Genomic DNA, 21,023 nt, shown 5'->3' on the forward strand with positions numbered 1-21,023 from the left:
AACCGCGCTAACCTGGGTATGGAAGTAATGCACGAGCGTAACGCTCACAACTTCCCCCTAGATTTGGCTGCTGGTGATTTTGCTCCTGTAGCTCTAACCGCTCCTGCTATCAACGGTTAAATAGTCAAGTTTAGCTAAATAAGAGAGCGCCCTCTGGTAACGGAGGGCGCTTTCTCATTTGTATAGGGAAAAGATCGACTATACGTCAAACATTAGACCTCTTGCATAAATCAAAAATAAAGAACCCCACCCCGCATTTGAGTAAAGCAAACGCTCCCCTCCCGAAGAGCGGGGAGGGGTTGGGGGTGGGGTGTTATGGACTTTTGCAAGAGGTCTATTCATTCCGAGTGCCAAAGCATAAAAATTAACTTTTGCACCAACTCTAGGTAAAATACATAAGCCTCATCCTTTTTCCTTAAAATCATGGGCAACACTTTTGGTCATCTATTTCGTATAACTACTTTTGGTGAATCTCACGGCGGCGGTGTGGGGGTTGTGATTGATGGTTGTCCTCCACAACTAGAAATTTCGGCAGAAGAAATTCAAGTAGAATTAGATAGAAGGCGTCCGGGACAAAGTAAAATTACCACACCTCGCAAAGAAGCCGATACTTGCGAGATTTTATCCGGTGTATTTGAAGGCAAAACACTAGGAACGCCTATAGCGATTTTGGTACGGAACAAAGATACTCGTTCGCAAGATTACGACGAGATGGCAGAGAAGTATCGCCCTTCTCATGCGGATGCAACTTATGATGCAAAATATGGCATTCGCAATTGGCAAGGCGGGGGTAGGTCGTCAGCACGTGAGACAATTGGAAGAGTAGCAGCAGGTGCGATCGCTAAAAAAATTCTCCGTCAAATTGCCAATGTTGAAATCATCGGTTATGTCAAGCGTATCAAGGACTTGGAAGGTGTAGTAGATCCAAATACTGTCACCTTAGAACAAGTGGAAAGCAATATCGTTCGCTGTCCTGATGCTGAATGTTGCGATCGCATGATTGAATTAATTGAGCAAGTTGGTAGACTTGGTGATTCTATCGGCGGTGTCGTAGAATGTGTGGCGCGTAATGTGCCCAAAGGTTTGGGCGAACCAGTATTTGATAAATTGGAAGCTGATATCGCTAAAGGTGTGATGTCTCTTCCCGCTAGTAAAGGCTTTGAAATTGGTTCCGGTTTTGGAGGGACGCTGTTAACGGGAATTGAGCATAACGATGAATATTATATTGATGAAAATGGTGAAATTCGCACAGTAACTAACCGTTCTGGTGGGATTCAGGGGGGAATTTCCAACGGGGAAAATATCATTTTACGAGTTGCATTTAAGCCGACGGCGACAATTAGAAAAGAGCAAAAAACAGTAACTCGTGAAGGTGAAGAAACGCTATTAGCAGCAAAAGGACGGCACGATCCTTGTGTGTTACCGCGTGCAGTTCCAATGGTTGAGGCGATGGTGGCGCTAGTATTGTGTGACCATTTGTTACGGCATCATGGGCAGTGTAAGGTATTGTAGGGATTATAGTTATAACTTTCAGAAAATATTTATGCTTCGGGGGTGGGTGTCTGACTCACCCTTTTTATTGGTATTGCTATAGTAGCGGATAACACATTTAACAAAGTGCGATCGCTAGATAGTTTTTGAGCTAATTGAAGACTGTTGTATGTGCGTGGTTCCTTTTTCAGGCATTCTTCCAAATAAACTATGTCTGATATCATGTCCGGCTGATTAGTTGTCATTGCGAACGAAGTGAAGCAATCTCCGAACCCTTGTGATTGCTTCACTTCGTTCGCAACGACTATCGTAAGTTATTAAGCGGACATGATATGACTCCTTGCACTTCGGTTTCCCCCACGAAGAAAGTTTTTCCCAAAGCCCTTGTATACCAAGCTTTTCCCATTTATGCAAAACTTATCTCACTGTTTGTGGAGTCTAGTTAAAATGGCTAGCTATTTTTTCAACGTACCAGCCGTGTGCATTTAACCTGATTATCTCTGCTCGGTCTTTGACTTTCTGTGCTACATTCGCAGTTCTTAGGTTTAATAGAGTTTTATCTTGATCGCAAGTCAAAAACACCCTAAAACGAGCGCCCATACCTCAATCACCTCGGTAGATGCATTCTCCGTATTTACTTATCTTTACATAATTTGGTTTTTTCACGCCGACTTACTTAAAGCGTTATCTTATGCCTAGTGTTGAACCTGAAGAAAAACGAGAGCATCGCATTAAAACAGAGATCATTGTAGATGCTGAAGACAAAGAAGACCGGGCTATGGGCTGGTACTATTACCTCGAAGAGACTCTGAATTTTCCCTTTCTGGCTAAATGGACTAAGAAGGGATGCAAATCAGCTTCTATCGAGGAGAAACAAGTCGAAGTGGTGGGAATGGCACCCGATGAGGAGTGCTTAAAAGATATGTTTGTAGAAGTGGCTTATATTAATGGTAAAGATGAAGATGTATATTCTGCAAAATTATCTGAAATAGCAGCCATTGATGCTGACAGTGAAACTCAAGAAGCGATCGCAGACTGGCTCTATTGGATTGCTAGAGGTTATAAGTTTTAAATTCTAGGATAAATACCGAATGACGCGGCAGGGATTGCCAGCAGCGACAACATTCTCAGGTATATCTTTGACAACTACACTACCAGCACCAATGGTTGTGTTATCACCAATAGTTACACCAGGACAAATAATTGCATTGCCACCAATCCAGACATTATTACCAATGTTAATTGGGGCAGCTAATTCTCTACCAGAAAGACGAATTTCCGGCTCTATAGGGTGATAAGCAGTATAAATTTGCACATAAGGAGCGCAGAAGACATTTTCACCAATGTGAACTGTATTACAGTCTAAAATTACACAGCCATAGTTCATATACAATCTGTCGCCAGCGAAAATATTACTGCCATAGTCACAGTGAAAGGGTGGCACAATTGCTACTTTTTGGCCGATTTTTCCAAATAATTCTTGCAAAATTTGTTGTCGTTGCTCTTGCTGTTCTTCGGTTATAGAATTGTACCTTCGCAACAGACGACTAGCTCGCTTATTCTCGGCAGCCAATTCTGGATCTTCGGCCAGATATAATTCTCCTGCGAGCATTTTCTGTTTTTCGGTTTTTTCCATGACTGACTTATGGAGCTTCTTGGTTGTGTAGAATAACCTTAGAGGATGTCTGAGAAGTATCAAATATTTCTTGATCCCCCCTAACCCACGCCAGTCGCTCCACTTGGGGAGACCCCATCGCGCAGCGTCTCGTAGAGAAGACCGCGCTGGCTCCCCTTAAAAAAGGGGGGAATAAAAGTCTTAAAGTCCCCCAATTTATCGGGGGATTTAGGGGGATCTCCAAGGGTTAGATGTATACAAAAAAACTTTTAAAACAACCTCTTAGTAGCGGCTAGAGTAACATATTTCATCTTTAACTAAATATGGCATAAGTAGCTTTTCCCTGCCGTTTAGCTCGGTACATAGCAATATCAGCATCTCGCAGCAAAGTTGCAGGCTCTTCATAATTACTAATATTCCAAGTAATACCAATGCTCGCTGTAGTAGATAATTCATATCCATTGAGGTTAACTGGCAATCGTAAGGAGTCTTGAATACGTTCGGCTACATTGGTAGCGTCAGTAACGTCTTTAATATCCTCCAAAAGAACAGTAAACTCATCACCACCAAATCGTGCTACACTATCGCCACCACGTAAGCACGACTCTAAACGTCTAGCGATCGCTACTAAAAAATCATCCCCGATTCCATGCCCAAAGCGATCGTTAATCTCTTTGAAGCCATCTAAATCCAAAAATAAAACTGCAAAATAATAATCGCTTCGGCGTTTGCTACGTTCAATAGTTTGTCTGAGCCGATCTAAGAATAAAACACGATTCGGTAATTCTGTCAGCCCATCATAAAAAGCATTGCGAATCAGTTGCGCCTCTGTCTGCTTACGTTTGGTGATGTCTTGAAAAACTATAACCGCCCCAGTAATATTACCATTTTGATCGCGGATAGGTGCAATATTATCCCCAATCGCTATTTCTTTGCCATCTTTGGTAATCAGTGTACAGTTTTCTGGTAAATTGAAAACTTCACCCGCTTCAATTACATAAGTGGCTAAATTTTCAATTGTTTCTCCTACATTTTTATTAACTAAGTTAACGACTTCTACTAAATCTTTACCAAAGGCTTCACTTTCCTTCCAACCAGTGATTAGTTCTGCTATGGGATTCATCATTTGAATACAACCATTTCCATATGTCGCAATCACTGCACAACCCATACTGTTAATAATTGCCGTCAACCTCTGTTTTTCTTCGTATAATATCTTTTTGCTTTGATGTTTGTACAAAGCCATTTCAATCACAAAATGTAAATCTCTTTCAAGAAATGGTTTAACTATGTAAGTAAAAGGCTCATTTAGCTGATTTTTATATAATGTTTTATATTCTGACCACTCTGTTAGATATACTACAGGCACATGGAAGTGATTCTGGATAATATCCGCTACGTGTAGACCGTCAATTTCCCCAGCTAGGCAGATATCAATTAATACTAAATCTGGATGAGTTTCTGCTACCTTTTTTATTGCTTCTTTACCAGACTTAGTTATTTCTGAAACGGAATAGCCTAATTTTTGTAAGCTTTTTCTAATATTTGAGGCGAGAATTTTTTCATCCTCAATAACTAGGATTTTGCGGGCGAACATGTTACAATAACCTGTTTGCTAGTATTCAGATTTTTGTTGTCAGTGTCAACTCAATCGAAAATTTATTATCCTATCATAAACAATCTCTAACTACCCTCTTTTCTTGCTTGATATCAATACTGAACTAATCATCAAATAGCATCATGTTATTAACCTCCGATAATTTATCTGGTTGTCAAAGCTAATTTTGATTATTCCATACAGCTAATATCATGTTATTAACATTAAATTTAAATTGCCATGTAATTATCAGCACTCAAAAACTGATTTTAAAACATCCAGTAGAATTTAGGAGTTAGAATTCAGAAGGAAAACACGCTTTATACCTGGCTTTGAGATTTAGCTTGTGTACTTCACTTTCTTTTAAATCTGTGATATACAATAATTTTTTTGGAGAAGCATAAATGCTAAGTATAGTATTTATGTAAAAATTAATCAAGAATAAAAGTTTATAAAATCACTGTATACTACTTTCATATAAGTTAAAAAATATAGCGGTTACTGTATGTAGTATCATGTTATACATAGATTAAAATAATACTAAAAATTAATTATTATCTGCGATTAAAGAGTTTAAGAAGAAAGAATAAAGGCGTCAGTTGCCAGAGTTAAGAATTAAATTTTGTGCGACGGCTAGACTGAGCTTCACCGAACCTCTGGTAGATGAATAAATAGGAATAAACAGTGAAACACTCGCGCGTAATTTTCTTGTTTTGTGGTCAACAAGACAGTGGCGGATCTGAATCCCCCAGTGATTGATTCTGATTTCTGCATTCTTTTTCAATACTGCTTTATCTACAAATAGTTTTTGTCTCAGTCAGCGTCTAAATTACCGTCTGAAACTGTCTTAAATTTTGAATGGTGAGTAAAATCGTGTTACTGAGATTTATTGCTTCTAGTTAATACTTAATTACAAATCCTGCGATCTGAAAATATGCAAGTTAAATGCTCATCAGCAAATCACAGCATTTTTTAGTTTTTTGAGAATGAGCGGGTGCTGGGGGCAATGGCAGGAAAGATTCTCTTTGTGAAATACTTCCACGCTCCACGTAAACCCCCTTTTTTTGCTAGCTTATAGATATTGAAAAAAACACGTTTTCTGCTTTTTTAGAGATTGGACTTACTTTTAGTCAGTTCAATGCTAATTTTGCCACCAAAGTCTGGAATAGGTGCGGCAGGTTTGCTGAGAGTGACTTGGACTTTTGTTACACGATCGCATTCTTGGAGGATAGAATCTGCGATCGTTGCTACCAATTTCTCCACCAAAGCAAATTTAGACGTTTTGACGAGATGTTGTATCAAGCTAATGACGCTGCGATAATCTAAAGTGTCTTCGATCGCGTCAGTCTTGGCCGCTGTGGAGATATCCAACCATAACCTCACATCCACCTCAAACCATTGTCCTAGCACCTGTTCTTCTCGTAGATACCCAGTGTAGCCATAGCAGCGAATTCCCGTTAAATGAATGCAGTCCATAAGAGTTTGAGAGCAAATTGTGCATTTTGTAGAAAGTTGAGCAAGTTTGCTTGGAGATTTTTTTCCCCGAAACTCACCTAGCGGTGTTGGGTTCCATCACCGCATTTGTCAGGGTTGGCTTGCAACCCAACTTTCCCAGATGGATTTTAAATTGAATTTCCCTAGACAAAATCTAAAATTTAAGATTGTTTTATAGCTATGTTTGATTTAATGCCGATCGCTTATAGAAATGTTAATCAACTTTGGGCTTATATTTTAACAGAGACACTAAAGCAGTTGGGATTGACTTGTGCCATCATTTGCCCCGGTTCGCGCTCTACACCCTTAGCAGTAGCCTTTGCTCAACAAGTACCTGAGATTGAAGCAATTTCCATTCTCGATGAACGTTCCGCCGCCTTTTTTGCTTTGGGACAAGCGAAAGCAAGCGGACGCCCTGTGGTAGTTGTTTGCACCTCTGGTACAGCAGGGGCAAACTTTTATTCAGCAGTAATAGAAGCCTCATATAGTCGCGTACCACTGTTGATATTAACCACCGATAGACCCCCAGAATTGCGAGATTGTCACTCTGGGCAAACTGTAGATCAATTGAGATTATATGGAAACTACCCAAATTGGCAAACAGAGTTAGCCTTACCCTCCGCCGATCTGGGAATGCTAGCTTACCTGCGACAAACGGTAATTCATAGCTGGGAAAGAGCGCAAACTCCTACAAAGGGGCCAGTACATTTGAATATTCCCTTTCGCGATCCCTTAGCACCTGTACCTGATGGAACTGACTTAAGCTATTTGCAATCCCAGTTTCAACCAGAAGACTTCTTCGCAGAAATAGCAAACCCATTCCCCATTCCCCATTCCCCATTTCCCATTCCCCAAGAATGGAAAGAATGCGATCGCGGCATTATTATCGCAGGTGTTGCCGAACCACTGCAACCACAGGAATATTGTAGAGCGATCGCGCAACTTTCCCAAACTCTCCAATGGCCGGTGCTAGCTGAGGGACTTTCCCCAGTCAGAAATTATGCCGAACTCAACCCTTATTTGATTTCCACTTATGACCTGATTTTGCGAAATCAGCAACTAGCAAAGCAGTTAGCGCCCAAAATGGTGATTCAGGTGGGTGAAATGCCTACGAGTAAAGAACTGCGTACCTGGATAGATGCAACGCAACCCCGACGTTGGGTAATTGACAATAGTGATCAAAACTTCGACCCTTTGCATGGGAGAACAACGCATTTACGGATATCTGTAGAAGATATAAAAGCAGAGGAGAGAAATTTATCTTTCTCCTCAGACTATGGAAAGCAATGGTGTGATGCGGAAACTAAGGTGAGGTTAGTTGTTGACCAGACGATGGGGAAAATAGATGAAATCATTGAGAGTAAAGCAGCTTGGTTAATTTCTCAGATTTTACCGCCAGGAACGCCTCTGTTTATTGCCAATAGTATGCCTGTGCGGGATGTGGAATATTTCTGGAAACCGAATAATTTAGGAGTGCGATCGCGCTTTAACCGGGGTGCAAATGGCATTGATGGCACATTATCCACCGCTTTAGGAATTGCCCATCGCCAGCAAAGTAGTGTGATGTTAACGGGAGATTTAGCTCTGTTACATGACACAAATGGTTTTTTAATCCGCAATAAATTTGTCGGACATCTGACAATTGTATTAATCAACAACAATGGCGGTGGTATTTTTGAAATGTTACCCATCGCCAAATTTGACCCACCATTTGAAGAGTTTTTTGGGACTCCCCAAGATATTGATTTTGCTCAGTTATGTGCTACTTATAATGTGCAGCATGAATTGGTTACTTCTTGGCAGCAGTTGCAGCAAAGGTTAAACACGCTCCCAACTAAAGGGATACGGGTTTTAGAGTTGCAGACAAATCGTAAACATGATGCTCAGTGGCGACAGGATAATTTGAGGAGGTTTGCCGCAGATATTGGAATTTAACTATCTTATTAGTTAAAAGTCCTTGCCACAATTTTTATAAGCGCTGACGAAGTAGTTGACAAACTCTTGATGCTTAGTGAATTTAAACATTCTCTCGATATAGAGAAAAATTCTGTACTTCTCTCAAAATTAATAATTCATTCTCTTCAATTAAGTGACCATCGCATATTATTGGTATCTGCTCTAAATTAGCTTGAAATGCAATTAGATATGCGTCACGATTAACTTCAATAATAACTTCTTTCTCTTCATTTTCTATATTTATAGTTATAACAGTAACTTTTGCTTTTTCATTTCCACCAAACCATTCAAGCTTAATTACTAAACCTTTAATTTTCGAGTACAATAGTTCTGGACTAGAAGATGAAGGAAATGCTAGAGTATTTATCAATCCTAATTCTTTAGTATCTATTTGTATAATACTTTTTTGGTTTCTACCCGAAGTATTTTTGCGAGATTTTAGTTTATTCTTAACTTCTGTAATAACAGACAGAACTTGTTTGTTTAACTTTATTTCTAAAGGAATATTAGATGGATGATCTAGTGTTTTTGAACAAGTTAAATTAAAACTCAAGTTTGGATCATTATCATTATTTATCATGTGTGATAGCGCATCACATAGATTAGCACTTACTCCTTCTTTTATAGCTTCATCTAAAACACTTTCTCTTTCAGAAAGTTTTTGCTCGTGAGCTAAACTAATAATATTTAAAGCTTGAAATAGAGTTCTAGTCACCTTTCTTTCAAAGCAATCGTAAGATTGATAATTATCAACTTTTAATGGAGAAATAATAGTTAAAACATAGCTACCTTCTTTGGTATGTCCTAAACGTAAATTTTGCATATAGTCAGTTACTTCACTAAATGAACCCCCTTTAAAGTAAGGTTTAGGTTGTACAGCAGATGAAGCAGCAGACCACATTAGCTTTTTAGCTGATTCAAATAATTGAACTCCTTGAGATATAGGAATGCTCCCATTTATAATTTCTGAATGATTGACTGAAATTTGTACAATTTCCGCTAGTGGAGTCTTAAGATTAGTTATTATTTCTAACTGAGAACGATTTTCTACAATTTCAAGATTTTGTAAAACTTCGCTCATCCGAGCAGAAAAATCTCGAAATTCAGGATTCAGAGGTAATAATATTTCAACATTGTCTGCTTGACCTAGTTCTAATGTCCAAACAGATGCAATATCATTTATTTGGCTTTGTTCCTTCCAACCTTGAGTTTCCAAATAGCTAGCAACTTCTAGTGGATTTATGGATTTGAGAACGTCAATATCTCGTATAGTTGCTTTCATGGATTACCTCCATTTGAGATTATATCCATCATTTGTTTTAAAGTTTCTACATTAAATATTTTATCTCTTGATAAACGTACTGACTTAGTTTCTTGACCACTAGGTAATTCTTTTTCACCTCGCAATGATGTCCAGTAAGCACAATGTTTAATAACTAATTCTTCTTCGCACTGATACAACCAACTATTTAGATCGTCAGCCAAGACAACAACAACTAAAATGCGTGGGACATAGACATTAGTATATCTTAAATCGTCATAGTTTTTTTTCACTAAAGGATAACTCATACTCGTAGCACCAACTACATTCCTCTTAAAAGGGGCTTTTAGCTGTAATTCTAAATGGGGGGAGCGAAAAGTTCCAATAGCTCCTTTGGCTGCAATACCCAAGTCAATGCTGTCATCATCTACGGGTAGTGGATAAAGGGTATAACCTGCTACTGCTGCAACAGCACCAATGTAAGCGTTACCAAATTGCTCTTGACGCTGAGTAATATGCATGGACATTTAACTAAATAATTAAGATTTCGGGCTGTTCAAAAGATAATGACTAAGTTCTGTTTTCAGGAAAATTAGCCTTAATGTAACTTTCTGCACGGTTGCTTATTTTATCCCTAATGGTGATTGTGGTCGAGTGTCAACAGCCAAAATCTAGTTAATTAATAGCAAGCAGCCTTTCAAATAGCATCACTTCCAATTCAAGATCATTTTAGCTGACCTTGTAACCACCCTTCCAAATCAGCGATCGCAATCTCAATTCCAGCAACGCCAAAGCTAACGCTTCCAACGTTCCTCAGCAATTTCACCGAATAGTCATTTTAACAGTCGGAGGATGAGCGATACCTGCGGTGGGCTACGCCTACGCACTATTTCTTCCACCGCTTCTGATATACCCGCGTGTCTGCAAATGCTTCTTCACTTCGGGAAACTTTATTTGTGGCCATAATTATTTTACAGAGTGCGATCGCTCTCCTCTACGTATCTGGGTGAAACTTACCCTCTTACTTCACCTTGTAACCATCCTTCCAAATCAGCAAGAGTAGAAAAATCCAACAAAGCATCACCTAAAGCTTCCAACTGTTCCACCGATAACCCTTGAATCTGTGACACAAGCGCATCAGGAATATTACCCACGCGCCGTTTTAATTGTCGGAAGATGACCTTTCTTTCTCCTTCTTCCTTCGCTTCCCGAATAGCCCGTGGTTCTTCCAAATTCAGTCCCAACATTGCTGCAATCTCCTCTCGACTAAGGTTAGAAAACTTGTAGACAATAATCGTCGTAACTAAATCAATTATCGCTTGCTCCGATTGTTGTCGTGCTTGCTCCAGCAAAAACCGCGCCCCTTCCACTGCTTCGGTTTCAGAAGTAACATTTGTCAGCAACATCAAACCCAATCCCAAAGGTTGTTGTCGCAAATCCCCCAACTCATCTAGATAAACCCGCCTGACTTGGCCACTTTCCAACAAAGCACGGTGAATCGTTGAGTTAGAAGGTTCCAAGCTGCGAGAAGCAAAAATTATGACTCCAAACCAGTCATCGTAACGGATAGAGTGGCGGTAGAGAAACAAAAATAATTCGCTAAAGAAGCGGTGATATAAGTCTTCGTCTTTCTGAAACTGCACTTCTGCAAAAAAGACGGTTTTGGAAACTGCATTAGCCGGAGGTAAAAATACTCCATCAATCCGAAACGCCGTTTCTTTCACCTCAACCGATTCAAACTGGTAGTTTTCCGCTTCTGGCGGTGGTTCATATACTAATTCAAACAGCAAACCAGGAAATTGCTTAAATAATTTGTAGAAGATGGTGTCACGTCGCATTTTTATCCCTCAACACCCAGACAATTACCAGATTGTAAAGGCTTGAGATACCAATTTTAGCGTAGGCGTAGCCCACCGCAGGTATCGCTTGTCCCTACGTCCGCGATAAAATTCTCAAGCACAACAGCACACTCCATACCAATGCAAATTAACTGGCAAACTGCCAAAACCTACGAAGATATTCTGTATCAAAAAACTGATGGCATTGCGAAAATCACCATCAACCGTCCCCATAAACGCAATGCTTTCCGTCCTGAAACAGTCTTTGAACTCTACGACGCTTTCTCTAATGCTCGTGAAGATACTACTATTGGTGTTGTCCTATTTACTGGATATGGCCCCCACACTGATGGGAAATATGCCTTCTGTTCTGGTGGCGATCAAAGCGTGCGGGGACATGGGGGTTATGTGGATGATACTGGCATTCCTCGCTTGAACGTGCTGGACTTACAGCGTTTGATTCGTTCCATGCCGAAAGTTGTGATTGCTTTAGTGGCTGGATATGCGATCGGTGGTGGACACGTCCTACACTTGATTTGTGACCTTACCATCGCTGCCGATAACGCCATTTTCGGGCAGACTGGCCCGAAAGTCGGCAGTTTTGACGGTGGTTTTGGAGCTAGCTATCTTGCCCGCATCGTGGGGCAAAAAAAAGCTAGAGAAATTTGGTTTCTCTGCCGCCAGTATGATGCACAACAAGCGCTAGAAATGGGCTTAATTAATTGCGTCGTCCCAGTGGAACAACTAGAAGCCGAAGGTATTCAATGGGCGCAGGAGATTTTAGAAAAAAGTCCGATCGCAATTCGGTGTCTCAAAGCTGCCTTCAACGCTGATTGTGACGGACAAGCTGGTTTACAAGAACTTGCTGGCAATGCCACCCTACTTTATTACATGACAGAAGAAGGGTCTGAAGGGAAACAAGCCTTTCTCGAAAAGCGTCCACCAGATTTTCGCTCTTTTCCTTGGTTGCCTTAGAATTGCAAAAATCGCACCTCACAAAAGGGTGCGATTTCTCTAGATATCAACTTTTACAGCACTAAAAATCTTAAAAACAAATCTTATTTTAAGTAGACTAAAAACTCAGTCCAGTAATAATGGATGACTAAATAACCACTGCTTTAGTCTTTACCTGTTCAGATATAGAGGCAGTTATTTCCTCTATAGGGGCAAGAGCAGCATTGTCTAAATCTGAGGCTAGAGATTGACAAGATGTTAAAACTGGGGCTGCATCTGGTAAACCCCAAGCATCTTCTAAGGTTTCCCAAGAAGGTGCAAAAGGTGGGAGCGCTAAAGAGCAAGCCTTCCAAGTCGCTTGAACTGGTGCGCCCAACTGCTGGCACGTTCCGCCACGGCGACCTTCTGGCTGGTAATGACGGCAATATTTACAGGCAGATGCTAAAAATTTAATAGGTTTCATTTGGATTCATCTTTAGTGCCGTTTCTGGCTGAGTTTCATCTTTATATTCTGCTTCTATATATAAAGACGGAGAAAAGCCAAAAAGTCATTATTTTCTATAGGTTTCAGCGATCCCAAGGAACAAATAAACTTCAGGATATTTTTATAATCTTGTTATATATTTAAATAATCAGTAGAGCAGTTACATATAGATTTAGTCTAAAACTTATTAGGGATCAAGACTAAAAGTAAAGCTTTTGATTTATCTAGCCTTTTAAATTACTCCTTAAGGATGGTTTAATGTATAGAAATTTAAGATAGATAGTATGCTCTGTGTACCACATTCGGCAGATTTGGGCAGTAAAATATATTTTTTATCAAGAATCAGAAATATTTGATGTAATGGCAGCAAGTTTTTTCAGGATAAATTCTGCTCAACTATTTTGTTTTCCAAACTGTTTAGCAGCACAGATAGAACAGACTTCCCATCGCTGGAGTTCACCGGGTGGGGTGGGAGATTGACACTGGGGACAAAGGGGTAAGCCATGCGATCGCGATCGCATGATCTTCGTCCAATGTCCAAAAGCCGCATTCACATCCTTGGTGGGTGAAGCATCAGGGCAGTTAATCTCATCACCAAGGTAACTGGGATGTTCATGGGGCGAAACCGTTTGTTGCTGTTTTTTCTCCACCGATGGATTCTGCCAGCCAGCAGTAGAGAAGCGAATATCAGTCAAAGGTGTTGGCAGCTTTTTATTCAACTTTAAAAGCAGAGATGTGCGACCAAAAGTCAAGTTTTGCGCCCAAGCAGCACTAGAAGTTGCTACCGACAAAACATCGCGCTGAATCGACAATGGTCGAGTATTTGCGGCAACCACTGGGCCAACAACTTCTGCCCAACACTTGAGCAGAAGTTGAAATGGTTGCTCCTGCCATTTAGTCTGCTTTTCCAGAATCCCTAAAATATCATTAATTGATTTCAACGACATTATTCAAAGTGCTGAGTGAAGAGTGAGGGAGCAGGGGGACATGAGGGAGCAAAATGAGAAAGAATCACTAATACCCAATCTATCTATTTAAATAATTTCCGCTACTATTGTCACAAATATATCTAAAAGTTGATTCCAGTAATCTACATTTGAGGCACAGAGGCAATGACTCAAAACCCCCTGAACGACTCCGGTACTCATCAATCGTCTAAAACACCTGGGTTGAAACCAGTACTAGCAGCAGCACTAGCGAGTTTAGAGGTGCCGCTAGATCAAGAGTTAGCTCGATACCGACGCACGCGAACTAGTTTGGTGTCATCGAACCAGTCCCGTGTTGCGAGTTACATGAGCGCTCAACCCCAACCCTTAACTCCTATTCCTACAAGATTGGGCGCAACTCAGTCATCAGTAACGGAAATTAAAACCAACGTACCGCCTGCATCTGTACCCGTAAATCATCAGGGAACCCCAGCCCCAGCTACGGCAAAAATTGATCTACCACCCGCATCTGTAGCTGTGAATCCTGAGATGAATCCAGCGCCAGCTGCGGCAAAAACTGAGGAACTGAATAATCTTAATGTGCCCTCCACCTCCAATTCTGCTAAAACACAAACTCAACTTCCACCACCCCCACCCAACTTTAGTAGCAGCATCGTACCAGTAATCGTTAAAAATACTAAAAGCGAAAATCTCTTGCAGCCAGATGACACCTCCAAGCACCCAGATGACTATTTAGAATCTAGTGAAGCACTGCTGCGAAGTCTGACAGAAGAACAACCAGAAACCAAGAAACCGAGCAATTCTAGCGACAGCCTCCTATCACCTTTGGGTATCGGCTCCATGTTGTTGCTATTAGTGGCGAGTCTTACCTTGGGTTATGTAGTGTTCAATCCCAAAAGCTTGCCCCAATGGAATTTAGGCAAGTTGTTTAACGGCAACTCGTCTCCGACACCAGAAAATACTGAGGAAGTTGGAAGTAATGTCCAACCTCAAATCCAGCCACCAAGCACATCTATACCTAAGTATCCCAATCTAGCTACTGAAGAGTTTCCGGAAGTGAGAGATCCCAATGATGTCGTTGGCTTAAAACCCAAACTCCAACCAACTCCCGCAGTAGTGCCTAATCCAGTTGTTCGCCAAAACCCCGCAAATCCTCAAGTAGCATTGCCTGTCCCGAACACAGCCCTAAAACCGACAAATCCGATCGCCTTAGCACCAGTACCGACGCTACAATCCTTGCCTCCCCTGAATTTGCCTCCCACTTCACCGCCAAAAACCTCGCCCAAGCCGAATGCAGAAATCAAACCAGGAACAGATGGGTTCTATCATGTAGTGATAGATAATAAAGGCGCGGCTTATGCCTCAGCACGGCAAGTAATTCCTGATGCTTATTTATCGCCCAACAAAGAATTGATTTATCTGGGTGCTTTTAAAACTAAAGAGCAAGTAAAACAACAGATGCAACTGTTACAGGCGAAGGGAATCAAGGCACGGGTTCAGCAGCCATAAATTGCAAAAATCTACGATACCATGAGATAACAGTTCTGAGTCATGAGTGCTGAGTGCTGTTAGCGGATAGCTAGGGTTTAGCCCGTGCTGAGTAGTAGAGACAAAATCTTGTTTGTTGACAACCCGACGACAAAAATTCTTATACTCAAGACTTTAGTTGGGCATTCAGCACTCCATAACGACCCGACGATAAAAATTCTTATACTCAGGACTTTAGCTACACACTCAGCACTCCATAACTAATTCATTACTTAGCACTCAGCACGGGCTAAACACCCCGCTAACAGCACTCAGCATCATTACTGGTTTTCGTGAATGGAGAGCCGATATGGAATTAATCAAGCGTATCCTGCGGGTGATTCGCGCTAATCTCAATAGTTTGATCGGTGGTGCAGAAGATCCAGAAAAAATTTTGGAGCAAGCTGTCTTGGAGATGCAGGAAAATCTGGTGCAGTTGCGGCAGGGTGTAGCACAAGCGATCGCTACCCAGAAACGCACTGAACGACAGGCTCAGGCGGCTCAGTCTCAAATGGAAGAATGGTATCGCCGCGCCCAATTGGCCCTGCAACAAGGCAACGAACCTCTAGCACGCGAAGCTTTGACTAAGCGCCAAGCCTATAAAGAAACCACTACAGCCCTCTTTTCGCAGATAGAGCAGCAAAACGATATAGTCGCTAGGCTAAAAAAGGATATGCGATCGCTAGAGTTAAAAATTGCCGAGGCAAAAACCAAAAAAGATATGTATATTGCTCGCGCCCGTTCTGCCGAAGCGTCTTATCGTCTCCAGGAACTGCTAGGTGGAGTTTCTGCCACCAGCAGTCTGAGTGCCTTTGAGCGTATGGAAGAAAAAGTTTCACAGATAGAAGCTCAATCAGAAGCCATAGCTGAACTTAGTAGCAACGACTTGGAAACACAATTTACTTCTTTGGAATCTAATGATGTAGATACCGAATTGGCAGCGATGAAGGTACAGGTTCTCAACCAGGCAGAAAACACACAGCACAACAGTCTTCTCACCGAGGAGAACCAGAACACAGCGCAGCCTCCCCAACAGCAGTTACCCAAAACTCAAGACTCTTGAAGTTCGGCTAATTACCCCAGTTTCGAGATATCTTAAAAATTAAGAGTTGTTAGAAGGTACTGATTCAAACTAGAAAGATTACATTGAAATAGGTAGCTATTAAAAAGTAAAAAAGCTAACTGTCCAACAAAAAGCGTAAATTACACAAGGAAAAACAAAGTTATGGGATTATTCGATCGCATTAAGCGAGTAGTTAGTTCTAACCTCAACGACCTCGTTAACAAAGCCGAAGACCCCGAAAAAATGCTAGAGCAAGCTATCCTGGAAATGCAGGAAGACTTGGTGCAGTTGCGTCAGGGAGTAGCCCAGACGATCGCCTCCCAAAAACGCAGTGAGAAACAATACAATGATGCCCAAAATGAAATAAATAAGTGGCAACGTAATGCTCAACTGGCGCTGCAAAAAGGTGATGAGAATCTAGCGCGACAAGCTTTAGAGCGGAAAAAGACTTATACGGATACCAGTGGTGCCCTCAAAGCTAGTTTAGATACCCAAAGCACTCAAGTTGAAACCCTCAAGCGCAACTTAATCCAGCTGGAAAGCAAAATTTCTGAAGCTAAGACCAAGAAAGAAATGCTCAGAGCTAGAATCACCACTGCCAAAGCCCAAGAGCAACTCCAAGGCATGGTGCGTGGGATGAATACCAGCAATGCAATGTCTGCCTTCGAGCGCATGGAAGAAAAAGTCTTGATCCAAGAATCCCGGGCCCAGGCACTAGGAGAGTTAGCAGGTGAAAATTTAGAAAGCCAATTTGCTCAGTTGGAAGGTGGTAGCGATGTTGATGATGAGTTAGCAGCTTTGAAAGCGCAAATGTTAGCACCCGCAACTCCCCAAAATCAACCCCAACTGCCACCGCAACAACAAACCACTGCTCCTAATCCCAAGTCTAATGAGGTGGTTGATGCCGAGTTGGATTCCTTACGCAAGCAATTGGATCAACTCTAAAATTGGCAGAAAACTTATTTGAGCTAGTCCCACACCTGTTGGCTGTGGGATTTTACGTCATTAGTCAATAGTTAACATTTTTAATAACGATGAATTATTGACTATGGACTATTGACGACTTTGGGATAAAGTATTGTGTGTGCCAACTTTGATCGCCACCTGATGGAGACTGCAATGAGTAAGGCTGTAATCACCATAACTGATGCTGAGTTTGAAACCGAAGTGTTAAAAGCCGAGCAGCCTGTATTAGTTTATTTTTGGGCTGACTGGTGTGGGCCTTGTCAATTGATGTCGCCCCTAATTAACTCCGCTGCGACCAAATATAGCGATCGCCTCAAAGTCGTGAAAATGGAAATTGACCCCAATCCACTCACTGTTAAGCAGTACCAAGTGGAAGGTGTACCCGCCCTGAGACTATTTCAAGGCCAGGAAGTTTTGATATCGACTGAGGGAGTCATCGGCAAAGATAAATTACTCGAACTCTTAGATACGCACTTAAATTAGTCATTAGTCATTAGTCATTAGCAAATGATCAAAGACAAAGGACAAAGGACAAATGACTAACATACAGTTTGCAAAACGTTTACAACCCCTACAATCGAATGTATTTGCTGATATGGACACAGCCAAGGCAGTCGCTTTGGCCGCTGGACGAGAGGTAATTGATTTGTCGTTGGGGTCTTCTGATTTACCAACCGAGGCACACGTCATCGAGGCGATCGCCCAGTCTCTTGGCGATCGCAGTACCCACGGCTATCTGTTGTTTAACGGTACCCTTGGGTTTCGCGAAGCCGCAGCCAACTGGTACGAACAAAAATTTGGCATCAAAGTCGATCCTCAAACTGAGGTACTACCTCTAATTGGTTCTCAAGAAGGCACAGCCCATTTACCTCTAGCAATACTCAATCCAGGAGATTTTGCCCTGTTGCTCGATCCAGGTTATCCTTCCCATGCCGGGGGAGTCTACCTAGCCAGTGGTCAAATCTACCCGATGCCGCTACTGGCAGAAAACGGTTTTTTACCAGTGTTTACTGATATTCCTGCCCCAGTCTTGGCTCAGTCGCGGATGATGGTATTAAGTTATCCTCATAATCCCACCGCTGCGATCGCGCCTTTATCTTTCTTCCATGAAGCTGTTGCTTTCTGTCAGCAACACAATCTCGCCCTGGTTCACGATTTCCCCTACGTAGATTTGGTATTTGGGGAGAGTGGAGACTGGGGACTGGGGACTGGGAAGCAGGAAAATTTTTCTCTCAATCCAAAATCCAAAATCCAAAATCCAAAATCCCTAGTCCCTTCAATTCTGCAAGCCGATCCAGAGAAAAGCGTCTCAATTGAATTTTTCACCCTTTCCAAGTCCTACAATATGGGCGGCTTCCGCATTGGCTACGCCATCGGTAATGCCCAGTTAATTAACGCCTTACGCCAGGTAAAAGCCGCTGTTGATTTTAATCAGTATCGGGGAATTTTGAATGGTGCGATCGCTGCCTTAACTGGCCCTCAAGCTGGGGTAAAATCTGCTGTCGCTACCTTCCAAGGGCGGCGTGATGCTTTTATCAGTGCTTTACATCGCATTGGCTGGAACGTTCCCACTCCCCAAGCCACAATGTACATCTGGGCAAAATTGCCCTCACCTTGGAGTGAAAACTCCATAGAATTTTGTACCCAGCTAGTCAAACAAACTGGTGTAGCAGCTTCTCCAGGTGCTGGTTTTGGCAAATCTGGAGAAGGGTATGTCCGTTTTGCCTTGGTGCATGAGCCACCTTTGCTAGAAACTGCTGTAGAAAGAATGGCTGAGTTCCTTCATTAAATTTCTTCTCAAACTAAACGCCAAGGATTTTTGGCGGCAAAATGTACGAATGGAACACGCGGTAGGGGCGCACATTTGTGCATCCCTACCAATTACCGTATTGTACTGAACCGTCAAATTATATATTGTATTTTTTATAACTTTAACTTTTCCATATAATATGTAATTAGACTGAGAAAAATGTCGAAACATTCTTCATCTTTTTATCGATAATCAGAAGGAACTTTACCCAATCAGGTCTCTCAGTTTCTTAAACTGGGTTTGTACGCTCAGCTACCAAAGATGGCTAACAATACAGGTCGCGTTTTTAAGTAGATGTATTGCCAAAAGCCTGTAGTCAAGACAGCCCAAGCCTAAAAACGGCAGTAGTTTAAAACTTAACTTCCAAACTGACAGAGACTTGAAAACAATGAAGATGAATTTTCAGAAACTTGTAATTGGTGCCTCAATGGCTATTGGTGTGAGCGCTCTTGCAACTGCTCCAGCACACGCTACATCTTTTAGTTTCAATAATACAGGAGAAATTAACACATATACTGGTGGCTCGAATGGTACCTTCATTAAAGGGAATGCACAAGGTGGTACTAACGCTGCCATCAAAGCTTTGACAGATAACAACTCCAGCTCTAACGTCGAGCTTTGGTATAGTACCGAAAACCCCACTTCTAACGTTGGTTTTACCGCCACACAAGGAAATTACAGTGCTACCGTTAGCAGTGTTACTACTAGTGATTGGAGTAGTTTTGGTTCCCAATGGCTGGGTGATTTGTTGAGTACCTATACTCCATTTAAGTCAGTGTGGAATGGGTTTTCAGCGAGTACCCAATCATTAGTAACGAGTTATTTTCCTTTATTGGGGATGGGAGATCCTAACATTGGTAGCTTCCAATTCGGTCAAGATGGCGGTGTGGAACTGAACTTGGTTGGTCACTTAGATGTCAAGACTAAACTCTCACAGACACTTTCTTATAATCTTACCCAAGCTTGGAATCAAGTCAGCCCGCAGTTTCCCACACAAACAACTTTACCAACCCTTTCACAGGTTAACACTCTGATTCCACAATTGCAGTCACAGCTTACAACAATTTCAGGACAAATTTCGTTGTTGCAAAGTCAGCTTGCAAAAATTCCTAACAGTATTGCCACACAGGCCGCAAGAGCAACACTCAATAGTCAAATTACTCAACTGACAACTCTTCAAAGTCAACTGCCAGGTCAAATCACTCAATTGACATCCTTGAAAGATTTACTTAGCCTGCAAGCGACATTAAACGCCTACCAAGGTGAAATCGGAGCTAGTGAAATTGCCAAGGTAGTTACTGGTGGTAAAACCTCCTACGCTTACAGCTTTAACCCCACTGCGTCTGGAATTACAGCCTCTGATGACGGCATATCCTACAGTGCGTATTACACTTGGCACACACCTGGATACACTACTCCTCCAAAGAGAGTGCCAGAACCATCAATAATACTAGGTCTGCTAGGTGTTGCTGGTGTATTTGCTACGCAACGCAAATTAAAAACAGCATCTATTTAAGATTGCGGGTTCAAAACTACAAATAAAAAAGGGAGCTAACAGCTCCCTTTTTTATGAATACTTCCTTCAAACTACAAGATCATTTAATCTTCTAGGTTATACTATTTGCAACAAATGAATCGTTGGTAAGAGACTACCGACGTATTTATAACAGGGATTTCGTGAAATGGTATTACTTTCCCTCGCATCCAGATGAAAACTGTTCTAGAAAGGGCAATTACCTTACCGTCAGTTCCAGTATTACTTAAGTAGTTTTACTCATAAAACTAAGACAATTCAATTTTTCAAAGCAGCAGTTTCTTTAATACTATTAAATATAAAAAATCTGTAAAGAAAAAATTAATTTTTAATTAAAATATCATTAAAGAGAATATTATTAAGTATCATAGGATAGGTAAATTTAATTAATTTATTAATATCTTTGACTAGATAACATAAGTCAAATTTCTATTCCTTTCACCGTTTGAATGCACTACCGTTTTAGTTTATGGTAATAATTGTTGG

General features: G+C 41.3%; 19 protein-coding genes and 1 pseudogene. 11 read left to right on the forward strand and 9 right to left on the reverse strand.

Translation table 11 applies throughout. The features are described from left to right. Together V7K62_RS00225 and aroC are read left to right on the forward strand one after the other, a co-directional pair. Positions 1-120 (forward strand): annotated as a pseudogene (locus V7K62_RS00225) (photosystem II q(b) protein); the annotation flags it as partial. Between the two features lie 303 nt (positions 121-423). After that, on the forward strand, positions 424-1,512 hold the full coding sequence (aroC, locus tag V7K62_RS00230) for a chorismate synthase (RefSeq protein WP_334860556.1): 1,089 nt from the start codon (positions 424-426) through the stop codon (positions 1,510-1,512). Positions 1,513-1,541: 29 nt separating this feature from the next. On the opposite strand, the gene V7K62_RS00235 is transcribed toward aroC, so the two are convergent. After that, positions 1,542-1,736: a hypothetical protein gene (locus tag V7K62_RS00235; RefSeq protein ID WP_334860558.1), complete on the reverse strand. Its 195-nt coding sequence runs from the start codon at positions 1,734-1,736 to the stop codon at positions 1,542-1,544. A 446-nt stretch (positions 1,737-2,182) separates the two neighbouring features. Here V7K62_RS00235 and V7K62_RS00240 point away from each other — a divergent pair, with 446 nt between their 5' ends. After that, positions 2,183-2,563 carry a calcium-binding protein gene (locus V7K62_RS00240; RefSeq protein ID WP_334860560.1) on the forward strand — a complete coding sequence of 127 codons (381 nt, stop codon included), beginning with the start codon at positions 2,183-2,185 and terminating at the stop codon, positions 2,561-2,563. A gap of 3 nt (positions 2,564-2,566) precedes the next feature. On the opposite strand, the gene V7K62_RS00245 is transcribed toward V7K62_RS00240, so the two are convergent. The 3 genes from V7K62_RS00245 to folB all read right to left on the reverse strand — a co-directional run bounded on the left by V7K62_RS00245 (position 2,567) and on the right by folB (position 6,179). Continuing rightward, entirely contained in the window at positions 2,567-3,127 is a 561-nt protein-coding gene (locus V7K62_RS00245) for a sugar O-acetyltransferase (protein ID WP_334860562.1), read from the reverse strand. A 292-nt stretch (positions 3,128-3,419) separates the two neighbouring features. After that, positions 3,420-4,703, reverse strand: a complete 1,284-nt coding sequence (locus V7K62_RS00250; RefSeq protein ID WP_334860564.1) for a GGDEF domain-containing response regulator — start codon at positions 4,701-4,703, stop codon at positions 3,420-3,422. A 1,107-nt stretch (positions 4,704-5,810) separates the two neighbouring features. After that, positions 5,811-6,179, reverse strand: a complete 369-nt coding sequence (gene folB, locus V7K62_RS00255; protein WP_334860566.1) for a dihydroneopterin aldolase — start codon at positions 6,177-6,179, stop codon at positions 5,811-5,813. A 198-nt stretch (positions 6,180-6,377) separates the two neighbouring features. Between folB and menD the strand changes: the two genes are divergently transcribed. Beyond that, complete coding sequence (gene menD, locus V7K62_RS00260; RefSeq protein ID WP_334860568.1) at positions 6,378-8,132, forward strand: 2-succinyl-5-enolpyruvyl-6-hydroxy-3-cyclohexene-1-carboxylic-acid synthase; 1,755 nt, start codon at positions 6,378-6,380, stop codon at positions 8,130-8,132. 82 nt (positions 8,133-8,214) lie between these two features. Here the strand turns inward: menD and V7K62_RS00265 are convergent, their stop codons facing one another. The 3 genes from V7K62_RS00265 to V7K62_RS00275 form a co-directional block, all read right to left on the reverse strand. Beyond that, complete coding sequence (locus V7K62_RS00265; RefSeq protein WP_334860570.1) at positions 8,215-9,435, reverse strand: hypothetical protein; 1,221 nt, start codon at positions 9,433-9,435, stop codon at positions 8,215-8,217. Beyond that, positions 9,432-9,935, reverse strand: coding sequence for a DUF4365 domain-containing protein (locus tag V7K62_RS00270; RefSeq protein ID WP_334860572.1), 504 nt, complete (start codon positions 9,933-9,935; stop codon positions 9,432-9,434). The genes V7K62_RS00265 and V7K62_RS00270 overlap by 4 nt, the downstream gene beginning before the upstream one ends. A 492-nt stretch (positions 9,936-10,427) precedes the next feature. Next, a complete protein-coding gene (locus tag V7K62_RS00275) occupies positions 10,428-11,252 on the reverse strand; it encodes a DUF2887 domain-containing protein (RefSeq protein ID WP_334860574.1) in 825 nt (274 codons plus the stop codon). A 141-nt stretch (positions 11,253-11,393) separates the two neighbouring features. On the opposite strand from V7K62_RS00275, the gene menB reads away from it, so the two are divergent. After that, a complete protein-coding gene (gene menB / locus V7K62_RS00280) occupies positions 11,394-12,227 on the forward strand; it encodes a 1,4-dihydroxy-2-naphthoyl-CoA synthase (protein WP_334860576.1) in 834 nt (277 codons plus the stop codon). 127 nt (positions 12,228-12,354) lie between these two features. On the opposite strand, the gene V7K62_RS00285 is transcribed toward menB, so the two are convergent. After that, a complete protein-coding gene (locus tag V7K62_RS00285) occupies positions 12,355-12,669 on the reverse strand; it encodes a hypothetical protein (RefSeq protein ID WP_292863731.1) in 315 nt (104 codons plus the stop codon). Between the two features lie 413 nt (positions 12,670-13,082). After that, positions 13,083-13,637 carry a DUF721 domain-containing protein gene (locus tag V7K62_RS00290; RefSeq protein ID WP_334860578.1) on the reverse strand — a complete coding sequence of 185 codons (555 nt, stop codon included), beginning with the start codon at positions 13,635-13,637 and terminating at the stop codon, positions 13,083-13,085. A 165-nt stretch (positions 13,638-13,802) separates the two neighbouring features. On the opposite strand from V7K62_RS00290, the gene V7K62_RS00295 reads away from it, so the two are divergent. The 6 genes from V7K62_RS00295 (at position 13,803) to V7K62_RS00320 (ending at position 20,519) form a co-directional block, all read left to right on the forward strand. Next, positions 13,803-15,146 carry a hypothetical protein gene (locus V7K62_RS00295; RefSeq protein WP_334860582.1) on the forward strand — a complete coding sequence of 448 codons (1,344 nt, stop codon included), beginning with the start codon at positions 13,803-13,805 and terminating at the stop codon, positions 15,144-15,146. 328 nt (positions 15,147-15,474) lie between these two features. Next, positions 15,475-16,227 carry a PspA/IM30 family protein gene (locus V7K62_RS00300; protein ID WP_334860584.1) on the forward strand — a complete coding sequence of 251 codons (753 nt, stop codon included), beginning with the start codon at positions 15,475-15,477 and terminating at the stop codon, positions 16,225-16,227. Positions 16,228-16,389: 162 nt separating this feature from the next. After that, positions 16,390-17,172, forward strand: a complete 783-nt coding sequence (locus V7K62_RS00305; protein ID WP_334860586.1) for a PspA/IM30 family protein — start codon at positions 16,390-16,392, stop codon at positions 17,170-17,172. A 174-nt stretch (positions 17,173-17,346) separates the two neighbouring features. Further along, positions 17,347-17,676 carry a thioredoxin family protein gene (locus V7K62_RS00310; protein WP_334861440.1) on the forward strand — a complete coding sequence of 110 codons (330 nt, stop codon included), beginning with the start codon at positions 17,347-17,349 and terminating at the stop codon, positions 17,674-17,676. A gap of 52 nt (positions 17,677-17,728) precedes the next feature. Continuing rightward, a complete protein-coding gene (locus V7K62_RS00315) occupies positions 17,729-18,982 on the forward strand; it encodes an LL-diaminopimelate aminotransferase (RefSeq protein WP_334860588.1) in 1,254 nt (417 codons plus the stop codon). A 415-nt stretch (positions 18,983-19,397) separates the two neighbouring features. Continuing rightward, positions 19,398-20,519 (forward strand): NF038130 family PEP-CTERM protein, encoded by a 1,122-nt coding sequence (locus tag V7K62_RS00320; protein WP_334860590.1) that lies wholly within the window; start codon positions 19,398-19,400, stop codon positions 20,517-20,519. Positions 20,520-21,023: the final 504 nt, after the last annotated feature.

The sequence above is a fragment of the Nostoc sp. genome (genome assembly GCF_036917935.1).
In the GTDB taxonomy this organism is placed as follows: domain Bacteria; phylum Cyanobacteriota; class Cyanobacteriia; order Cyanobacteriales; family Nostocaceae; genus Nostoc.

Coding starts and splice junctions, on each gene's coding strand:
- V7K62_RS00235 (WP_334860558.1), bottom strand. CDS start 1,736: ATGACAACTAATCAGCCGGACATGATATCAGACATAGTTTATTTGGAA.
- V7K62_RS00300 (WP_334860584.1), top strand. CDS start 15,475: ATGGAATTAATCAAGCGTATCCTGCGGGTGATTCGCGCTAATCTCAAT.
- menD (WP_334860568.1), top strand. CDS start 6,378: ATGTTTGATTTAATGCCGATCGCTTATAGAAATGTTAATCAACTTTGG.
- folB (WP_334860566.1), bottom strand. CDS start 6,179: ATGGACTGCATTCATTTAACGGGAATTCGCTGCTATGGCTACACTGGG.
- V7K62_RS00245 (WP_334860562.1), bottom strand. CDS start 3,127: ATGGAAAAAACCGAAAAACAGAAAATGCTCGCAGGAGAATTATATCTG.
- aroC (WP_334860556.1), top strand. CDS start 424: ATGGGCAACACTTTTGGTCATCTATTTCGTATAACTACTTTTGGTGAA.
- V7K62_RS00315 (WP_334860588.1), top strand. CDS start 17,729: ATGACTAACATACAGTTTGCAAAACGTTTACAACCCCTACAATCGAAT.
- V7K62_RS00265 (WP_334860570.1), bottom strand. CDS start 9,435: ATGAAAGCAACTATACGAGATATTGACGTTCTCAAATCCATAAATCCA.
- V7K62_RS00295 (WP_334860582.1), top strand. CDS start 13,803: ATGACTCAAAACCCCCTGAACGACTCCGGTACTCATCAATCGTCTAAA.
- V7K62_RS00290 (WP_334860578.1), bottom strand. CDS start 13,637: ATGTCGTTGAAATCAATTAATGATATTTTAGGGATTCTGGAAAAGCAG.
- V7K62_RS00250 (WP_334860564.1), bottom strand. CDS start 4,703: ATGTTCGCCCGCAAAATCCTAGTTATTGAGGATGAAAAAATTCTCGCC.
- V7K62_RS00305 (WP_334860586.1), top strand. CDS start 16,390: ATGGGATTATTCGATCGCATTAAGCGAGTAGTTAGTTCTAACCTCAAC.
- V7K62_RS00270 (WP_334860572.1), bottom strand. CDS start 9,935: ATGCATATTACTCAGCGTCAAGAGCAATTTGGTAACGCTTACATTGGT.
- V7K62_RS00320 (WP_334860590.1), top strand. CDS start 19,398: ATGAATTTTCAGAAACTTGTAATTGGTGCCTCAATGGCTATTGGTGTG.
- V7K62_RS00240 (WP_334860560.1), top strand. CDS start 2,183: ATGCCTAGTGTTGAACCTGAAGAAAAACGAGAGCATCGCATTAAAACA.
- V7K62_RS00310 (WP_334861440.1), top strand. CDS start 17,347: ATGAGTAAGGCTGTAATCACCATAACTGATGCTGAGTTTGAAACCGAA.
- V7K62_RS00285 (WP_292863731.1), bottom strand. CDS start 12,669: ATGAAACCTATTAAATTTTTAGCATCTGCCTGTAAATATTGCCGTCAT.
- menB (WP_334860576.1), top strand. CDS start 11,394: ATGCAAATTAACTGGCAAACTGCCAAAACCTACGAAGATATTCTGTAT.
- V7K62_RS00275 (WP_334860574.1), bottom strand. CDS start 11,252: ATGCGACGTGACACCATCTTCTACAAATTATTTAAGCAATTTCCTGGT.